This window comes from Methylobacterium ajmalii, assembly GCF_036448855.1.
GTDB classification, from domain to species: Bacteria; Pseudomonadota; Alphaproteobacteria; order Rhizobiales; family Beijerinckiaceae; genus Methylobacterium; species Methylobacterium ajmalii.
The window spans coordinates 38,615-55,388 of the sequence record NZ_JAZFXT010000031.1 but is presented as its reverse complement, the minus strand read 5'-3'; the positions used below and the strand labels follow the sequence as shown (position 1 = coordinate 55,388).

Genomic DNA, 16,774 nt, shown 5'->3' with positions numbered 1-16,774 from the left:
GTCCGCCCCGCGCCGTCCTCACGCCGCCCGGATCTCGCCCAGGAAGCCGTCGACCTCCTGCTTGACGGTCAGCGACTGGGTCGCCAGCTCGGCGGCGGCCGAGAGCACCTGGGAGGCGGCGCCGCCGGTCTGGTCGGCGAGCGACCGCACGCGGGCGACGCTCGACGAGACGTCCTGGGTGCCGCGTGCCGCCTCGGAGGCGTTGCGGGAGATCTCGGCGGTCGCCGCCGTCTGCTCCACCACCGTCGCCGCGATGGCGCCGCTGATCTCGTTCAACGCCGCGATCGTGCCGCCGATCTGCCGAATGGCGGTGGTCGCCTGATCGGTGGCGGCCTGGATCGCCGCGATCTGGCCGCCGATCTCCTCGGTCGCCCGCGCCGTCTGGCCGGCGAGCTCCTTCACTTCCGCGGCGACCACCGCGAAGCCGCGGCCGGCGTCACCGGCGCGGGCCGCCTCGATGGTGGCGTTGAGCGCCAGGAGGTTGGTCTGCGAGGCGATGGCCGAGATCGTCGTGACGGCGGCCCCGATCTGGGTCGCGGCATTGCCGAGGCTCGCCATGGCGCCGTTGGTGGCCGCGGCCTCGTGGGCGGCGTGGCCGGCGACCTCGCGCGACTGGATCACCTGGCGCTCGATCTCGCGCAGGGATGCGACCATCTCCTCGGCGGCGGCCGCGACGGTCTGGACGTTGGCGGAGGTCTCCTCGGCGGCGGCGCTGGAGGCGACCGCCTGGGCGTTGGTGCCGTCGGCGACCTGGTTCATCGAGCGGGCGGTGGCGTCGAGCTCGGTGGCGGCCGAGGTCACGATCCCGAGCGAGCCGGCGACCCGCTGCTGGAACGCGGCGACGAGGGCGTCGACCCGGTCGGCGCGGCGCTGGCGGGCGGAGGCCTGCGCCGCCTGGTCGGCCTCGAGCTCGATCCGCGCGATCGCGTTCTGGCGGAATACCTCGACGGCGCGGGCCATCTCGCCCATCTCGTCGGTCGCGTCCTGGGACGGGACCGCGACGGCGGTCTCCCCGGCGGCCAGGCGGCTCATCGCGCGGGTCATGCCGGAGATCGGGCGGGTGATGCCGCGGGCGATCAGGATCGCGAGCGCGAGGCTGATTGCCAGGATCACGCCGAGGAGCCCGGCCTGCACCCGCTTGGCGGAGTCCATCGTCTCGCTGCTGCGGGCCGCGACCTCCTGGAGCGCGGCATCGAGCTTGCCGCGCACGACGCCGCCGGCGGCGGCGATCGCCTCGGCCTGGGGCTTCAGGGTCCGCTCGTAGAGGGCCTCGCTCTCCAGGATCGCCGCGGCCGCCGCGGTGATGTGGCGGTTGAGGCGATGGAGCGTTTCCTCCACGGCCCCGAGGTCGCGCCGCTGCGCCGGGCTGAGGTCGAGGGTCTTCAGCTTCGCGATCGTCGCCTCGGCGCTGGTGAACTGCGCGGCCGAGAGCGTGCGGGTCTTCGGATCGGTGGTGGCGAGGAAGCGCCAGTTCATCACGCGGAACAGCAGCAGGGTCCGCTCGATCTCCACCGCCTGGACGAGGACCGCATCGTCGCCGCCCGCGCGCAGCTGGGCGACGAGGGCGCCCGAGGCCTTGGTCAGGTCGTCGCCGGAGGTGTAGACGCCGGCCTTGTTCTCGCGGATTTGCACGCCGAGGGCGGCGAACCGCGGCATCTCGGCGATGAGGCGGCTCGCCTGGTCGCGCAGGCCGGCATAGAGGACGCGCCGATCCTCCGAGAGCGCCCGCTGCATCAGCCCCTCGGCGAGCTGCGCGACGTCCGACAGGCTCGCCTGCATCCCGGCCGCCATCTCGTCGGTCTGGGTCGTGCGGTACTTCAGGCTCTGGGCCGCGAAGCGGTCGGTCAGGCCGTTCAGCGTGTAGAGTTCGCGCGCCGCCTGCTCGAGCTGCGCCTTCTGCGTGAACAGGTCGTCGAGGCTGTCGGTCTGCCGGTACGAGAAACCGCCCATCACCGCGACCAGCACCGCCAGGAGCGCGAAACCGCCGTACAGTCGCGCACGCAGGGGAATTCTCATCGGATCGTCCGTCCCATCGACCACTACAATCGAATGGACGTTACGGCACATTCCGGAACGTTTCGTAAATGTGTCGCAAGCTGCAACAAATGAACAGCGACATTTCAAACCACGACTAAATCATCGCGCAAGACTGCCGCGACATCAATTCGCCCGACGAGGCGGCCGGCACGGCGCGCGAGACCGAGCATCTGCGGGATGAGAACGGATATCCGCCAGTCACGCCCCTGCCTGATATCAGGGCAGAATGCATAAAATATGATCCGCCGCCGGAGCAAGTCGTTCCCGCAGCGGTTGTCATGACATGGCAAGACCGGTTGGCCCGCGTCGCGCGGCGCCGGCGGGGTACCGCCGGGGCGCGACGGCTATCTGGACCCGCCAGCAGTCAGCGCCCCGGCGGCAGCGGCGGCAGGGCCGCGAATCCCTGCTCGACCTTGTCGAGGCAGCACTTCTTGAACTTCTTGCCGCTGCCGCAGGGACAGGGATCGTTGCGGCCGACGTCGCGGTAGGGATTGCGCTCGGGGATCGGAAAACCGTCCTCGTCGAGGTCGGGCTGGAAGGTCTGTGCGCCCTCGCGGGTGTGGGCGAGCGCCCCGACCGGGTCGTCGAGATGGCCGATCAGCAGGTTGTCGAAGCGCGCGCGACTCTTCGGCCGCAGGCGGGCCTCCTTCAGGGTCTCCTGCACCGTCTCCCAGTCGATGACGTTGCCGGCGTTGCGGCCGTCCTTGCGCGCCGCCTTGAGGCGGGGAACGAGGTCGTCGAAGCCGATCAGCGAGACCGCGTCCTCCCAGCCCTGCCAGACCTCCTCGGCCTCGGGCGGGGCCAGACGCTCGGTATCGAACCGGACCAGGAAGGCCTTGGCCGCCTCACGGTCGATGCGCCCGTCGACGGTGAGCAGCGCCAGCGCGTGGAAAAGCTGCATCCGGGCGATGCCGACCGGCGCCTCGCCGCCGATCGCCGCCAGCAGTCCCTCGGCATCGCCCTCGAACGAGCCGATGACGAGGCACGCGAGGGTATTCGGGTAATCCTCGCCGAGCGCTGCCGCGATCGCGTCGTCGTCGCGGCGCAGGAGGCGCATCAGCGGCTGATGGATGCGGGTGTCGCGGGCCGAGGCCAGGACGTGGATGCCCCAGAACAGCAGGCTGCGCTCGGGCTCGGTCAGCGCCTCGCCCTCGCGGTCGGCGGCCTGGTCGAGGATCGCCAGGACCGGCTCGGCGATCGAGCCAGGCGCCGCCAGCGCCCGCTCCATCGCCTTCTCCGGCAGGTAGGTCGCCGCCGAGAGCTCCCGGACCAGATCGGTGTCCACCATGCCCGCCTCCTCGTTCCTGCCGCCCGGCGGCGCGGGGCGCGCCGCCGGCTTGGTCGGGCTCAGCCCCGCAGCGTCGCGCCGGTCTTGCGCGTCACCTCGGCGACGATCTTCTGGCTCACCGCCTCGATCTCCGCGTCGGTGAGGGTGCGGTCGGTCGGCTGGAGCCGCACTGCCACGGCGACGGACTTCTGGTCCTCGCCGATTCCCGCGCCCTCGTAGACGTCGAACACCTCGATGCCCGTCACGAGATTGCGCTCGGCGGCTTGCGCCGCCTTGAGGATGTCGCCCGCCGCCACGCTCCGGGAGACCACGAAGGCGAAGTCGCGGGTCAGCGGCTGGAAGTCCGGCAGGGTGGCGGCCGGCTTCATCTTGGTCGGCCGGTGCTTCGGCAACGGCAGGGCGTCCAGCGTGATTTCGCAGACCACCACCGGGCCCTTGATGTCGAGGGCCTTGAGCACCCGCGGGTGCAGCTCACCGAAGAACCCGACCTGGTTGCGCGGCCCGAACTGGAGCGTGCCGGAGCGGCCGGGATGCAGCCAGTCCGGCCCGCCGGCCACGACCTGGAGGCCGCCAGTCGGCACGCCGAGGGAGGTGAGCAGCGCCAGCGCGTCGGCCTTGGCCTCGAAGGCGTCGACGGGCTTTGCCGCGCCGTCCCAGTGCCGGCCGGCACCGCCGTGACGGGCGGAGCCGCGGCGGAGCGCGGTCGCCTTGGTGGTCTGGCCCTCCGGCTGGTCGGAGGCGAAGCACTGCCCGACCTCGAACAGGGCGACGTCGCCATAGCCGCGGTCGGCGTTGCGCTGCGCGGCGCGGGCGAGGCCCGGCACCAGGCTCGGGCGCATGTCCGAGAGGTCGGCGGCGATGGGATTGGCCAGCGCCAGTTCCGGCTTGCCGCCGCCGAACAGCGTCGCGTCGTCATGCGCGATGAACGACCAGGTCACCGCCTCGACGAGGCCGCGGGCGGCGAATTCGCGCTTGGCCTGCCGGGTGCGCTTCTGCATCACCGTCAGCACCGGGCGGATCACCGTCGCGTCGATCCGCGGCAACGGTTTGGGCTCGATCCGGTCGAGGCCGGCGATGCGCACGATCTCCTCGACGAGATCGGCCTTGCCCTCGACGTCGGGGCGCCAGGACGGCGAGAGCACCTTGGCGCGATCCCCCGAGCCGGCGACGTGGAAGCCGAGCGACTCCAGCGTCACCTTCATCTCGGGCCGCGGCAGGTCGAGGCCGGACAGCCGGCGCACCTCGGTCCACGGGAAGTCGATGATGCGGTCGGTGTCCGGCACCTCGCCCGAGACGGTGGCCTGGCTCGGGGTACCGCCGCAGAGGTCGAGCACGAGCTTCGTCGCCAGATCGAGCCCCGGCAGGGCGAAGGCCGGATCGACCCCGCGCTCGAACCGGTAGCGCGCATCGGTGACGATGCCGAGGCGGCGACCGGTGCGGGCGATGGTGAGCGGGTCCCACAGGGCCGACTCGATCAGCACGTCGGTCGTGCCCTCGTCGCAGCCGGAATGCTCACCCCCCATGATGCCGGCGATCGACTCGACGCCGGCCTCGTCGGCGATGACGATCGCGTTGTCGTCGAGCCGATAGGTCCGCCCGTCGAGGGCCACGATCTCTTCGCCGTCGCGGGCGCGCCGCACGGTGAGGGCGCCCTTCACCTTGGCGGCGTCGAAGACGTGCAGCGGCCGGCCGCGGTCGAAGGTGACGTAGTTGGTGATGTCGACGAGCGCATTGATCGGCCGCAGGCCGATCGCGGTCAGGCGCCGGCGCATCCATTCGGGCGACGGACCGTTCTTGACGCCGCGGACCAGCCGGAGGCCGAAGAGCGGGCAGAGATGCGCGTCCTCCGGCGCGAAGTCGCGGGTGACGGCGACCGGGCAGGCCCCCTCCCCCTTGACCGGCGCCAGCTGCCCGCGCTTGAGCGTGCCGATGCCGGCCGCCGCGAGGTCGCGGGCGATGCCGTGGATGCCGGTGCAGTCGGGGCGGTTCGGCGTCAGGTTGATCTCGATCACCGGGTCGTCGAGCCCGGCGAAGGCCGCGTAGGCCTGGCCGACGGCGGCGTCGGCCGGGAGGTCCAGGATGCCGTCGTGGTCGTCCGACAGGCCGAGCTCGGCGCCCGAGCACAGCATGCCGCGGCTCTCGACGCCGCGGATCACGCCCACCGACAGGGTGATGTTCTTGCCCGGCACGTAGGTGCCGGGGGGCGCGAACACGGTCTTCATGCCGGCCCGCGCGTTCGGCGCGCCGCAGACCACCTGCACGGGCGCGCCCTCGCCGGTGTCGACGGTGCAGACCCGCAGCCGGTCGGCGTTCGGGTGCTGCTCGGCGGTGAGCACGGCGGCGATGCGGTAGGCGGCGAGCGCCTCCGCCTTGTCCTCGACGCGCTCGACCTCCAGCCCGATGCGGGTCAGCGTCTCGACGATCACGTCGAGGGAAGCGTCGGTGTCGAGGTGGTCCTTGAGCCAGGAGAGGGTGAATTTCATGGGGCTAAACCTCTCGGCTCAGGCGAGCCGGGTCTTCGTGATGCGGAGGGCGGTCGGGCACGAAGACGGGCATCACCGGGAGCGACCCGGCCCGCCCGTCACCGGAGGCGAAGCGGATGCGCTCAGCCGGTCAGGCCGCCGACCAGGCTCGGGATGTCGAGGGGACGGAAGCCGTAATGCTCGAGCCAGCGGACATCCGCCTCGAAGAACGGGCGCAGGTCCGGCATGCCGTATTTGAGCATCGCGATCCGGTCGATGCCCATGCCCCAGGCAAAGCCCTGGACCGAGTCCGGGTCGAGGCCGCAATTGCGCAGCACGTTCGGGTGGACCATGCCGCAGCCGAGGATCTCGAGCCAGTCGTCGCCCTCGCCGAAGCGGATCTCGCCGCCCTTGCGCGAGCACTGGATGTCGACCTCGGCCGACGGCTCGGTGAAGGGGAAGAACGACGGCCGGAAGCGCATCTTGACGCTGTCGACCTCGAAGAACGCCTTGCAGAACTCTTCCAGGACCCACTTCAGGTGGGCGATATTCGCCTGCTTGTCGATCACCAGGCCCTCGACCTGGTGGAACATCGGGGTATGGGTCTGGTCGGAATCGTGCCGGTAGGTGCGGCCCGGGCAGATCACCCGGATCGGCGGCTGCACGGAGCGCATGGTGCGAACCTGCACCGGCGAGGTGTGGGTGCGCAGGAGCTTGCGCTTCCCGTCCCGGTCGGGCCGCAGGAAGAAGGTGTCGTGCATCTCCCGGGCCGGATGGCCCTCGGGGAAGTTGAGCGCCGTGAAGTTGAGGTCGTCGGTCTCGACGTCGGGCCCTTCCGCGATCGAGAAGCCCATGTCGCCGAAGATCGCCGTGATCTCGTCCATCACCTGGGTGATCGGGTGGATGCGCCCGCGCGTCTCCGGCCCCTCGCGCACCGGCAGCGTCACGTCGATCCGCTCGGCGGCGAGACGCGCGGTCAGCGCGGCCTCCGCCAGCGTCTCGCGCCGCGACTGGATCGCGCCCTGGACCTTGTCGCGCAGGCCGTTGATCAGCGGGCCCTGTTCCTTGCGCGCCTCGGGCGACATGGCGCCCAGAGTCTTCAGCAGCTCGGAGACGGCGCCCTTCTTGCCGAGGGCGGCGACGCGCACGCCCTCGAGCGCGGCCTCGTCGGCGGCATGGGCGACCTGGGCGAGGAGATCGGTTTCGAGGCTGGTGAGATCGGTCATGGTCTGCTCAATCGGGCTCGCGGATGCCCTGCAACGCGCCGCCCCGCCCCGTCAACCCGGGGCGCCGGAAACGACCCGCGCAACGCAAAACGGCCCGCGCGGGCGGGCCGTGATGGTGGTCTCTTCGAAGGGCCCGCGCGAGGGTGCCGGCCCGGGAGGCGACCGCGTTAGGCCGCCTTGACGAGCTCGGCCGGCAGGGCCGACTTGGCCTTCTCGACCACGGCGACGAAGGCCGCCGGCTCGTGGATGGCGAGCTCGGAGAGCGCCTTGCGGTCGACCTGCACGCCGGCCTTGGCCAGGCCGTCGATGAAGCGCGAGTAGGTCAGGCCGTGCGGACGGACCGCGGCGTTGATGCGCTGGATCCACAGGGCGCGGAAGTTGCGCTTCTTGTTCTTACGATCGCGGTAGGCATACTGCATGCCCTTCTCGACCGCCTGCTTGGCGATCCGGATCGTATTCTTGCGCCGGCCGTAATAGCCCTTGGCGGCCTTGAAAACCTTCTTGTGCTTGGCGTGGCTGGTCACGCCGCGCTTGACGCGGGCCATGGTGATCTCCTGGGATGTCTACGAAACAGATGCGGGACGAAGCGTCTTCTTTGTCGAAGCCGGTTCTCAGCGGGCGTTCGGCAGGAAGTACTTCTTCACGTTGGCGGCGTCGCCCTCGAACAGGGTGGTCGTGCCGCGCAGGTTGCGGATCTGCTTCGTGGTCCGCTTGATCATGCCGTGGCGCTTGCCGGCCTGGGCGTACATGACCTTGCCGGTCCCGGTGATCTTGAAGCGCTTCTTGGCGCCCGACTTGGTCTTCAGCTTGGGCATTTTGCTCTCCTGACGCGAACTCCACCTCCCGAGTCCCGCCACGGGGCGGATCCCGACGATCGTCGATCGATCGATGGTGGAGCGACACGAACCGCCACGGCAGCCCTCACGGCCGGGCGGTTCAGCGAGGCGCGTGCCATAGCAGGGACCGCGGCGTCACGCAATCGTCGCGGCGGCGACGACCGTCTCCTGTGTGTGGCGGGAACAGAGCCCGGCTCGCCCTGGCGTTGTGCGCCGCACCGGAACAATAAGCTCCGGTGCGCGGTTTCGTTCATGTGCCGCTCAGGCCCCATCCTGCTTGATCCCCGCCAACGTTGATCCGCCCGTTTGGCGTCTCAGGAGATTTCCTCGTGCGCATTGCCCAGGTAGCCCCCCTCGCGGAGGCCGTTCCGCCGAAGTTCTACGGCGGCACCGAGCGTGTCGTGTCGTGGCTCACCGAGGAGCTGGTCCGCCAGGGCCACGACGTCACGCTGTTCGCGAGCGGCGACTCGGAGACGAGCGCCAAGCTGGTCGCCTGCTGCCCGGAGGGCCTGCGGCTCGCCGGCATCCGCGACCACGTCGCCAGCCACCTCGCCATGCTCTACCACCTGCGCCGGCGGGCGGACGAGTTCGACGTCATCCACTTCCACATCGACCTCCTGCAGTACCCGCTGTTCGAGGAGTTCAACCACAAGTGCGTCACCACCCTGCACGGGCGGCTCGACGTGCCGGACTTCATGCCGGTCTACCGGACCTTCACGGGCATGCCGCTCGTGTCGATCTCCGACCACCAGCGCGGGCCGATGCCCGGGAACGCCAACTGGCTCCAGACCATCCATCACGGCCTGCCGGCGGAGAATTGCCGCTTCTCGCCCAACCCGAAGGACGGCGGCTACCTCGCCTTCCTCGGCCGCATCTCGCCCGAGAAGCGCCCCGACCGCGCGATCGAGATCGCCAAGGCCTCCGGCGTGAAGCTGAAGATCGCCGCCAAGGTCGACAAGGCCGACCAGGAATACTGGGACGAGGTCATCGAGCCGATGACCCATCACCCGCTGATCGAGTATATCGGCGAGATCAACGAGGACCAGAAGCACGAATTCCTCGGCAACGCCCTGGCGCTCGCCTTCCCGATCGACTGGCCGGAGCCCTTCGGCCTGGTGATGATCGAGGCGATGTCGGCCGGCACCCCGGTGATCGCGTGGCGTAACGGCTCCGTGCCGGAGGTCATCAAGGACGGCGTCTCGGGCGTCGTGGTCGAGTCGATGGACGAGGCCATCGCGGCGGTCGAGACCTGCAAGGCGATGAGCCGCGAGGGCGTGCGCCGCTACTTCGAGACCCGCTTCACCGCGAGCGTCATGGCCCGCTCCTACGTCGCCGCCTACGAGTCGCTGCTCGCCGGCGACCTCGACGCGATCAAGATCCCGGGCCTGACGATCGGTGCCCCGGCCGCCCTCAACGGGGCGACCAACGGCGTCTCCCACCCGGTGCTGCGCGCGGTCTGATCCGCCCGGCGACGTTCTGACGACGACGAGGCCCGGTCCCCGCGAGGGGGCCGGGCCTTTGCCTTGCGCGATGCATCGCCGGCCGGTGCGGCCGGAGCGTTTGCCGCACGGCTGTCCGGGACGGGAGCGTGCTGCCCGAAATCCGTGCCGAACCCGCGCCGCATCCCCCTGGCGCCCGCCGCACGATGGCCCACATTCGCTCTAGCGTGGGGTCCGACCCGCGAATCGCCGCGGGTCCCGCCTCCCGCTGCCGTCCGGGCGCTCCGCCCGGAGCCCCGAGACCTCGCCCCGATCCCCGCGACGCCCCGCCCCGCGTCGCGCAGCGAAGACCCCAGGAGTGAAGCTGTGCCGATGGTCGCGACCGCCCCCGACGACGAGACGCTGCCGCAATACCATATCGAGGCCCAGACCTCGCTGGTGGAGCGCCAGCTGCGTTCGCTCAAGCACGGCGACGCCTTCGCGGTGCTCGACAGCTACGGCGACATCGGCGTCTTCCCGGGGCCCGAGGGGCTGTACTTCCAGGACACGCGCTTCCTGTCGCGGCTGGAGCTGACCGTCGAGGGCCAGCGGCCGATGCTGCTCGGCTCCGTGGTGCAGGACGACAACGGCGCCCTCTCGGTCGACCTGACGACGCCGGACATCCGGCTCGACGCCAACGACGAGACCAGCATCCCGCGCGAGATCATCGCGCTGGAGCGGACCAAGTTTCTCTTCCGCGGCACCTGCTACGACCGCATCGGCCTGCGCAACTACGACACCAAGCCCCGCCACCTGCGCGTGTCCCTGAGCTTCGACGCCGACTTTCGCGACCTGTTCGAGGTCCGCGGCAGCGACCGGGCGCATCGCGGCAAGCGCAGCGTCGAGGTGACGGCCGCCGACGAGGTGACGTTCACCTATGACGGGCTCGACGCGCGGCGGCGCACCACGCGCCTGCGCTTCGGCCCCAAGCCGGCGCGGCTCGAGGCGAACAAGGCCGAGTTCGAGGTCAAGCTCGCCCCCGGCGGGCGGGCCTCGATCTTCGTGCGGGCGATCTGCGACACGGTCGATCTCGGCCGCGAGGGCGAGGCGGTGATCGGCAGCGCGCTCCCGTTCACCCACGCGGCCTACCCGAACCCGCGCCGCGAGGAGGGCCACCCGAAGGGCGAGGGCATGACCTTCGCGCTCGCCTACCGCGACGCGCGGCGCGACCTGCGCAAGGCCACCGCCAACATCACCACGATCGAGAGCTCGAACGACCAGTTCAACGAGGCCGCCTGCCGGGCGACGGCCGACCTCTACATGCTCTTGAGCCGCACGCCGAACGGCATCTACCCCTATGCGGGCATCCCCTGGTACAGCACGGTCTTCGGGCGCGACGGCATCATCACCGCCATGATGACGCTGTGGATCGACCCGGAGATCGCCAAGGGCGTGCTGCGTCACCTCGCGGCGACGCAGGCGACCACCGTCGATCCGGCCGCCGACGCCCAGCCCGGCAAGGTGCTGCACGAGACCCGCAACGGCGAGATGGCGATCCTCGGCGAGGTGCCGTTCAAGCTCTATTACGGCACCATCGACGCGACGCCGCTCTTCGTGATGCTGGCCGGGCAGTACTACGAGCAGACCGGCGACCAAGCGACGATCGAGAAGATCTGGCCGAATATCCTGGCGGCGCTCAACTGGATCGACGAGTACGGCGACCGGGACAAGGACGGCTTCGTCGAATACGCCCGCGAGACCGAGAAGGGCCTGGCCAACCAGGGCTGGAAGGACAGCCACGATTCGATCTTCCACGCCGACGGCCGGATGGCGCAGGGGCCGATCGCGCTGTGCGAGGTCCAGGGCTACGTCTACGCCGCCAAGAAGGGTGCGGCGAAACTCGCGGCGCTGATGGGCGACCAGGCGCTCTCCGAGCGGCTGAAGGGCGAGGCCGAGCGGCTGCGCAAGGCCTTCGACGAAAAGTTCTGGCTGCCGGAGATCGGCACCTACGCCATCGCGCTCGACGGCGAGAAGCGCCCCTGCGCGGTGCGCTCCTCGAATGCCGGCCACGCGCTGTTCACCGGCATCGCCTATCCGGAGCGGGCCGAGAGCGTCGCCGCGGTGCTGATGTCGAAGGACGGGTTCAACGGCTGGGGCGTGCGCACCATCGCGGTCGGCGAGGCGCGCTACAACCCAATGTCGTACCACAACGGCTCGATCTGGCCGCACGACAACGCGCTCGTCGCTCTCGGCCTCGCCCGCTACGGCCTGAAGGCGGAGGCGGCGCGGGTGTTCGAGGGTCAGCACGGCGCCTCGCTCTACCAGGAGGGGCGGCGCCTGCCGGAGTTGTTCTGCGGCTTCATCCAGCGCAAGCAGCGCGGGCCGACGAACTATCCCGTCGCCTGCAGCCCGCAGGCCTGGGCGGCGGCCGCGCCCTTCGCGTTCCTGGCGGCCTGCCTCGGGCTGGAGCTGCGCCACGACCGCAACCGAATCCGCTTCCGCGACCCGATCCTGCCGTCCTTCCTCGACGACGTGCTGATCCGCAACCTGAAGCTCGGCGACAGCCACGTCGACCTGCTGCTGCACCGCCACGGCCAGGACGTGACCGTCAACGTGGTGCGCCGGACCGGCGACGCGCAGGTGGTGCTGCTGAAGTAGCCCGCAAAAAAGCGATGGGCCGGGACATGCCCGGCCCTTCGATGCTCCCCGCGCGGGTTCTCCGAAGGAGACGCCCGCGCCCGGAGCGGTCAACCGATCCCGGCCGCGCGAGACGCGCGGCGAGGCGCCGTGCGCTGGTTAGCGCGGCGCCAGGATCATGATCATCTGGCGGCCTTCGAGCTGCGGCTCGCTCTCCACCTTGGCGATCTCCTGCGTCTCGGCCTTCACGCGCTCGAGCAGGCGCAGACCCAGGTCCTGGTGCGCCATCTCGCGACCGCGGAAGCGGAGCGTCACCTTGACCTTGTCGCCTTCCTCGAAGAACCGCTGCACGGCCTTCATCTTGACTTCGTAGTCGTGCTTGTCGATGCCGGGCCGGAGTTTGATCTCCTTGACCTCGACGGTCTTCTGCCGCTTGCGCGCCTCGGCCTGCTTCTTCTGCTCGTTGAAGCGGAAGCGGCCGTAGTCGAGAAGCTTGCAGACCGGAGGCACGGAGTTCGGCGCGATCTCGACGAGGTCGAGGCCTGCTTCCTCGGCGACCTGCAGCGCTTCGAAGAAGCCCATGACGCCGCGGTTCTGCCCGGTATCGTCGATGAGCTGCACCTCGCGGACGCCGCGGATGTCCCGGTTCGCGCGCGGCCCGTCCTTCTGCGGGGCCGGCATGGCTCTCATAGGTCTGCGAATGGCTTCAATCTCCTCAGTCACGTCGTCCGGCGGCGGCCCGTGGGCCGCATCCCCCTGAGGGGCGGCCCCGAACCACCGCGCGGGCATACTCGGGTGTACACTAGCACCTTGGCGAGATCGCCCGGTTTGTCAACTCGCGGCAGGCGGACTTGGTTGCGGCCCGGTTCCCCGCCGCCCGCGTCTACCTCCCCTCCCCTGCCGGTGCCGCGCCGAGGAGGTCGGCGTAGATCGCCAGGGTGTCGGCGAGCATCATCTCCAGCGAGAAATGCGCCTCGACGTGGCGGCGGGCGCGGCGCACCAGGGCGTCGCGGGCGCTGGCGCCGAGGCGCAGGGCATCCGAGAGGGCGCCGGCGAGCGCCTGGGGGTCGCCGGCCGGCACGCGCCAGCCGGTGCGCTCGGAGGCCTGCACCTCCGGGGGCGCGAGCACGGTCTCGGGCACGGCGCCGAGATCCGAGACCACGACCGGCGTGCCGAGCGCCTGGGCCTCGACCGCCGCGCGGCCGAAGGCCTCCGGCTCGGTCGAGGGCACCGCCACCACCGAGGCGGCCCGGTAGGCCGCCGGCATGTCGCTGCAATGGCCGACGCGCTTGACCTGGTCCGAGAGGCCGTGGGCGGCGATCATCGCGTCGAGCTCGCGCAGGTAGCCGGTGCGCCCCTGGGGATCGCCGGCGAGCACCACCGTGAAGTCGCCGAGGCCCTGGGCGCGCATCGCGGCAGCGGCCTCGATCAGCACGCGGTGGCCCTTCCAGGCGGTAAGGCGGGCGGCGAGCAGCACCACCCGCTCGTGCGGGGCGACGCCCCAGGCCCGGCGCAGGGCCTCGACCCGCTGCGGCGCGACCTGGCCGGGCGTGAAGGCGGACAGGTCGGTGCCGCGATGGATCACCCGCACCCGGTCGCCGGCCACCTGCGGAAAGAGCCTGCGGATCGCGTCGGCGGTGAAGTGCGAGTTGGCGATCACCACGTCGCCCCGCGCCATCACCGAGTTGTAGAGGAGCTTGGCCGGCGAGCGGCCGGCATAGCTGCCGTGATAGGTGGTGACGAAGGGCAGGCCGAGGCGGCGCGCCGCCCCGAGCGCGACCCAGGCGGGAGCGCGGGAGCGGGCATGGATCAGCTCGACCCCCTCCGCCCGGCAGATGCGGGCGAGCCGTCCGACGTTGACCGCCATCGCGAACGGGTTCTTGCTGCGGGCCGGGAACGGCACCCAGGCGCCGCCCTTGGCCTGCAGCTCACCGACGAGGCGGCCGCCCTCGGTGGCGACCAGCGCCCGGGCGCCCGCCGCGGCGAGGGCCGCCGCCACGTCGACGGCGGTGCGCTCGGCGCCGCCGGCGTCGAGCTCCGGGATGATCTGCAGCACGGTGCGGCCGGCCAACGGGTGGCTCGCGGCCGGGAACGGCGTGGCCTGGCTCGACGGCATGGGACTCCGGGTCAGGGTTCTGATCGCAGCGCTCGCGGCATGACGGTGCCTGCTCCACGCAGGAAGTGAGGGTGCGCCGACGGCCGCCGGTGTAGAAGCCGCCGGACACGATCCGCACCGGGACGATGGGTCAAAGTCGCCCGACCCCGTTGCGGATCGGTAAACCTTGGGCGCCGCCCGTCCGTGACCAGGGCGGCGGCCGGAATAGCGGGGATAACACCGATGCAGGACGCCAAATCGCGAACCGTACCGGGAACCATTGCGGGATCGACGTCGGAGGCGACCCCGGGGGTGCCCTTGCCTGTCCCCGCCACGATGCTGAATGTGCGGGGGCGCCGCCTCGCCACCCTGGTGCGCCCCGGCGCCGGGCCGCCGGTGGTGTGGCTCGGCGGGTTCCGCTCGGACATGCGCGCCAGCAAGGCCGAGGCGCTCGACGCCTGGGCGGCGGCGCGGGGCCGGGCCTTCGTGCGCTTCGACTATACCGGCCACGGCGAGTCGGACGGCGCCTTCGCCGATTGCACGATCTCGGACTGGCTCGCCGACGCCGGGGGCGTCGTGGCCGCCCTGGCGCCCGAGCGCCCGATCCTGGTCGGCTCCTCGATGGGCGGCTGGATCGCGCTGCTCGCCGCCGCTCGGGTGAAGCCGTCGGGGCTGGTGCTGATCGCGCCGGCCACCGACTTCACCGAGGCGCTGATGTGGGCGCAGTTTCCCGAGGCGATCCGCCGGCAGGTGATGGAGGACGGGGTGTGGCAGCGCGAGTCGCAATACTCGCCCGAGCCGACACCGGTGACCCGCGCCCTGATCGAGGACGGGCGGCGCCACCTGATGCTGGACCGGCCGATCGACCCGGGCTGCCCGGTGCATATCCTGCAGGGCATGGCCGACCCGGACGTGCCCTGGACCCACGCGATGCGGCTCGTCGAGCGGCTGCCCGAGAAGGGCGTGGTCGTGACCCTGGTCAAGGAGGGCGACCACCGCCTCTCCGGCCCGGCCGACCTCGACCGCCTGGTCGCGGCGGTCGAGGGGATCGCGCCGCGGACCGCGTAGCCCGCGCGGAAGGCCGTCGCGCCCGCGGCGGCCTTCCGGACTTCGCTAATGGACGCTCATCGCCTGGAGGTCGTGCGCCCAGGCATTGGCGAAGGCCGCGTCGCGGCTGTCGGTGAGCAGGATCGGCGCGCCGCTCGCGGACAGGAGGGCGAACAGGTCGAGGCCGGGGGTGAGGTCCGGCGCCTCGGGGAAGAGGCGCTTGACCTCCTCCGAGCGCATGGCGCGGACATAGGCCACATGGCCCTCGCCGAGCGCCGCGAGCGCCGACGGGTCGAGGTCGGGATTCAGGGTGGTGTCGGACATGATGCGCCCTCCTCTCAAAGGCGGCAGGACGGTACCGGCCGAGAGAGCCCCGAAGCGGCTGGCCGGTACGATGAAGACGATATGGGGACGGTCAGTCGCCGTCGCGCGCGCCGATGTCGATCCGTCGCACGATGCGTTCGGGCTCGGGCCGGGCGAGGTCGATCGACAGGAGGCCGTTCGACAGGTCGGCCCCCAGCACCTCCATGCCGTCGGCGAGCAGGAAGGCGCGCTGGAACTGCCGGGCGGCGATGCCCCGGTGCAGGAAGGTCCGGCTCTTGTCGTCGGCCTGGCGGCCGCGGACGATGAGCTGGCTCTCCTCGAGGGTCACGTCGAGCTGGTCGCGGGTGAAGCCCGCCACCGCGAGCGTGATCCTGAGCCGCTCCGGCTCGCGCTCGGTGCGGGGCAGGCGCTCGATGTTGTAGGGCGGGTATCCGTCGTTGGCCGCCTTGGCGACGCGGTCGAGCGCCTGCTCGATCTCGTCGAAGCCCAGGAGGAACGGATGCCCGAACGGCGAAGGACGCGTCATGGTCTCGGCGAAGCCCTGTTGCGAGAGGCACTTCGGTCAATCCGGGCCCGCCAGCGCAGCACCCGTCGAGGCCGACCGCAACTCCGCCGGCCCGGAACCAGATATGAGGAGGGGCATCCGGCGCATCAAGGGGATGCGCCGGCCGTGAGCCTCAGCGCTGCATCGCACCGGTGAGCCGCTGGCTGATGCGTTCGCGCAGGGCCGAGGGCAGCTCGAGGTCGACGAGGCGCCAGGTCCAGCCGCGCAGGCGAAGGCGCAGGCGAAAGCGGTTCTCGAGCGGCCGGTCGGGCGGGTAGCTCACCACCATCCCGCGAAATCCCCGCGGCTCGGACGAGCGGAAGAGCGAGAAGAGTTGCGACAGGGTCGAGGCGTGCAGGCCGAGGCCCGCGCCCCGCCGCCCCGCCTCGCCGGTCGTCGCCGGCACGTCCGGGTCGCGGGCGGCCTGGTCGGGCGCGGCGTCGCCGGCGGGCGGCGCGTCGGGCGCGGGCTTGCCGGGGCCCGACTGCCGCGCGAGGCCGGCGCGCACCGGCCAGCCGTCGTCGAGGAGGTCGATCAGGGTCTCGGGCGTGACGAGGGATTCGACCAGGGGCTCGGCCAGGGCCCCGCTCGCCTCGGTCAGGATGGCACGGTCCCGGGCCGAGAGGTCGCGCCGCGCCGCGATGGCGTCGAGGGCCGCCGCGGTCGCCTGCCGGGTGAGGGAGAGCCGCAGGGTGCGGAAGTTCACCCGCTGGGCCACGGCCTGGGCGTCGTGCGCCTGCACCGCCTGCGACAGGCGGTAGAGCGCGACATAGGGCGAGATGCCGTAGGCGATCCACAGGACCAGGACCGTCAGGCCCGCGAGCCACCAGCGCGTCATGCCGGCCCGCCCGAGGGGTGGG

General features: G+C 71.3%; 14 protein-coding genes. 3 read left to right on the top strand and 11 right to left on the bottom strand.

The window, feature by feature from the left end; all coding sequences use genetic code 11:
• Positions 1-18 precede the first annotated feature (18 nt).
• From V3T34_RS15760 to rpmI, 6 genes are all read right to left on the bottom strand, one after another.
• The gene (locus V3T34_RS15760; protein WP_305077478.1) at positions 19-2,016 is read right to left on the bottom strand and encodes a methyl-accepting chemotaxis protein; all 1,998 of its coding nucleotides are present in this window, start codon (positions 2,014-2,016) and stop codon (positions 19-21) included.
• 385 nt (positions 2,017-2,401) lie between these two features.
• Positions 2,402-3,325, bottom strand: a complete 924-nt coding sequence (locus V3T34_RS15755; RefSeq protein ID WP_305077477.1) for an SEC-C metal-binding domain-containing protein — start codon at positions 3,323-3,325, stop codon at positions 2,402-2,404.
• A gap of 59 nt (positions 3,326-3,384) precedes the next feature.
• On the bottom strand, positions 3,385-5,808 hold the full coding sequence (gene pheT / locus V3T34_RS15750) for a phenylalanine--tRNA ligase subunit beta (protein WP_305077476.1): 2,424 nt from the start codon (positions 5,806-5,808) through the stop codon (positions 3,385-3,387).
• Between the two features lie 122 nt (positions 5,809-5,930).
• Complete coding sequence (pheS, locus tag V3T34_RS15745; RefSeq protein WP_060848400.1) at positions 5,931-7,013, bottom strand: phenylalanine--tRNA ligase subunit alpha; 1,083 nt, start codon at positions 7,011-7,013, stop codon at positions 5,931-5,933.
• Between the two features lie 167 nt (positions 7,014-7,180).
• Entirely contained in the window at positions 7,181-7,558 is a 378-nt protein-coding gene (rplT, locus tag V3T34_RS15740; RefSeq protein WP_048428158.1) for a 50S ribosomal protein L20, read from the bottom strand.
• Between the two features lie 66 nt (positions 7,559-7,624).
• A complete protein-coding gene (gene rpmI / locus V3T34_RS15735) occupies positions 7,625-7,828 on the bottom strand; it encodes a 50S ribosomal protein L35 (RefSeq protein WP_007561407.1) in 204 nt (67 codons plus the stop codon).
• A gap of 350 nt (positions 7,829-8,178) precedes the next feature.
• On the opposite strand from rpmI, the gene V3T34_RS15730 reads away from it, so the two are divergent.
• Together V3T34_RS15730 and V3T34_RS15725 are read left to right on the top strand one after the other, a co-directional pair.
• Positions 8,179-9,309: a glycosyltransferase family 4 protein gene (locus V3T34_RS15730; protein WP_060848399.1), complete on the top strand. Its 1,131-nt coding sequence runs from the start codon at positions 8,179-8,181 to the stop codon at positions 9,307-9,309.
• Positions 9,310-9,660: 351 nt separating this feature from the next.
• Complete coding sequence (locus V3T34_RS15725; protein ID WP_082742632.1) at positions 9,661-11,925, top strand: amylo-alpha-1,6-glucosidase; 2,265 nt, start codon at positions 9,661-9,663, stop codon at positions 11,923-11,925.
• 138 nt (positions 11,926-12,063) lie between these two features.
• Here the strand turns inward: V3T34_RS15725 and infC are convergent, their stop codons facing one another.
• Both infC and V3T34_RS15715 read right to left on the bottom strand, forming a co-directional pair.
• Positions 12,064-12,585, bottom strand: a complete 522-nt coding sequence (infC, locus tag V3T34_RS15720) for a translation initiation factor IF-3 (protein ID WP_063920055.1) — start codon at positions 12,583-12,585, stop codon at positions 12,064-12,066.
• 202 nt (positions 12,586-12,787) lie between these two features.
• A complete protein-coding gene (locus tag V3T34_RS15715) occupies positions 12,788-14,020 on the bottom strand; it encodes a glycosyltransferase family 4 protein (protein ID WP_305077475.1) in 1,233 nt (410 codons plus the stop codon).
• Between the two features lie 315 nt (positions 14,021-14,335).
• On the opposite strand from V3T34_RS15715, the gene V3T34_RS15710 reads away from it, so the two are divergent.
• Positions 14,336-15,067 carry an alpha/beta hydrolase gene (locus tag V3T34_RS15710; RefSeq protein ID WP_305077518.1) on the top strand — a complete coding sequence of 244 codons (732 nt, stop codon included), beginning with the start codon at positions 14,336-14,338 and terminating at the stop codon, positions 15,065-15,067.
• Between the two features lie 45 nt (positions 15,068-15,112).
• Here the strand turns inward: V3T34_RS15710 and V3T34_RS15705 are convergent, their stop codons facing one another.
• From V3T34_RS15705 to V3T34_RS15695, 3 genes are all read right to left on the bottom strand, one after another.
• The gene (locus tag V3T34_RS15705; RefSeq protein WP_060848395.1) at positions 15,113-15,370 is read right to left on the bottom strand and encodes a BQ00720 family protein; all 258 of its coding nucleotides are present in this window, start codon (positions 15,368-15,370) and stop codon (positions 15,113-15,115) included.
• 91 nt (positions 15,371-15,461) lie between these two features.
• Positions 15,462-15,896, bottom strand: a complete 435-nt coding sequence (locus V3T34_RS15700; RefSeq protein WP_060848394.1) for an Hsp20 family protein — start codon at positions 15,894-15,896, stop codon at positions 15,462-15,464.
• Positions 15,897-16,047: 151 nt separating this feature from the next.
• Positions 16,048-16,752, bottom strand: coding sequence for a DUF2939 domain-containing protein (locus V3T34_RS15695; RefSeq protein ID WP_305077474.1), 705 nt, complete (start codon positions 16,750-16,752; stop codon positions 16,048-16,050).
• Positions 16,753-16,774 lie beyond the last annotated feature (22 nt).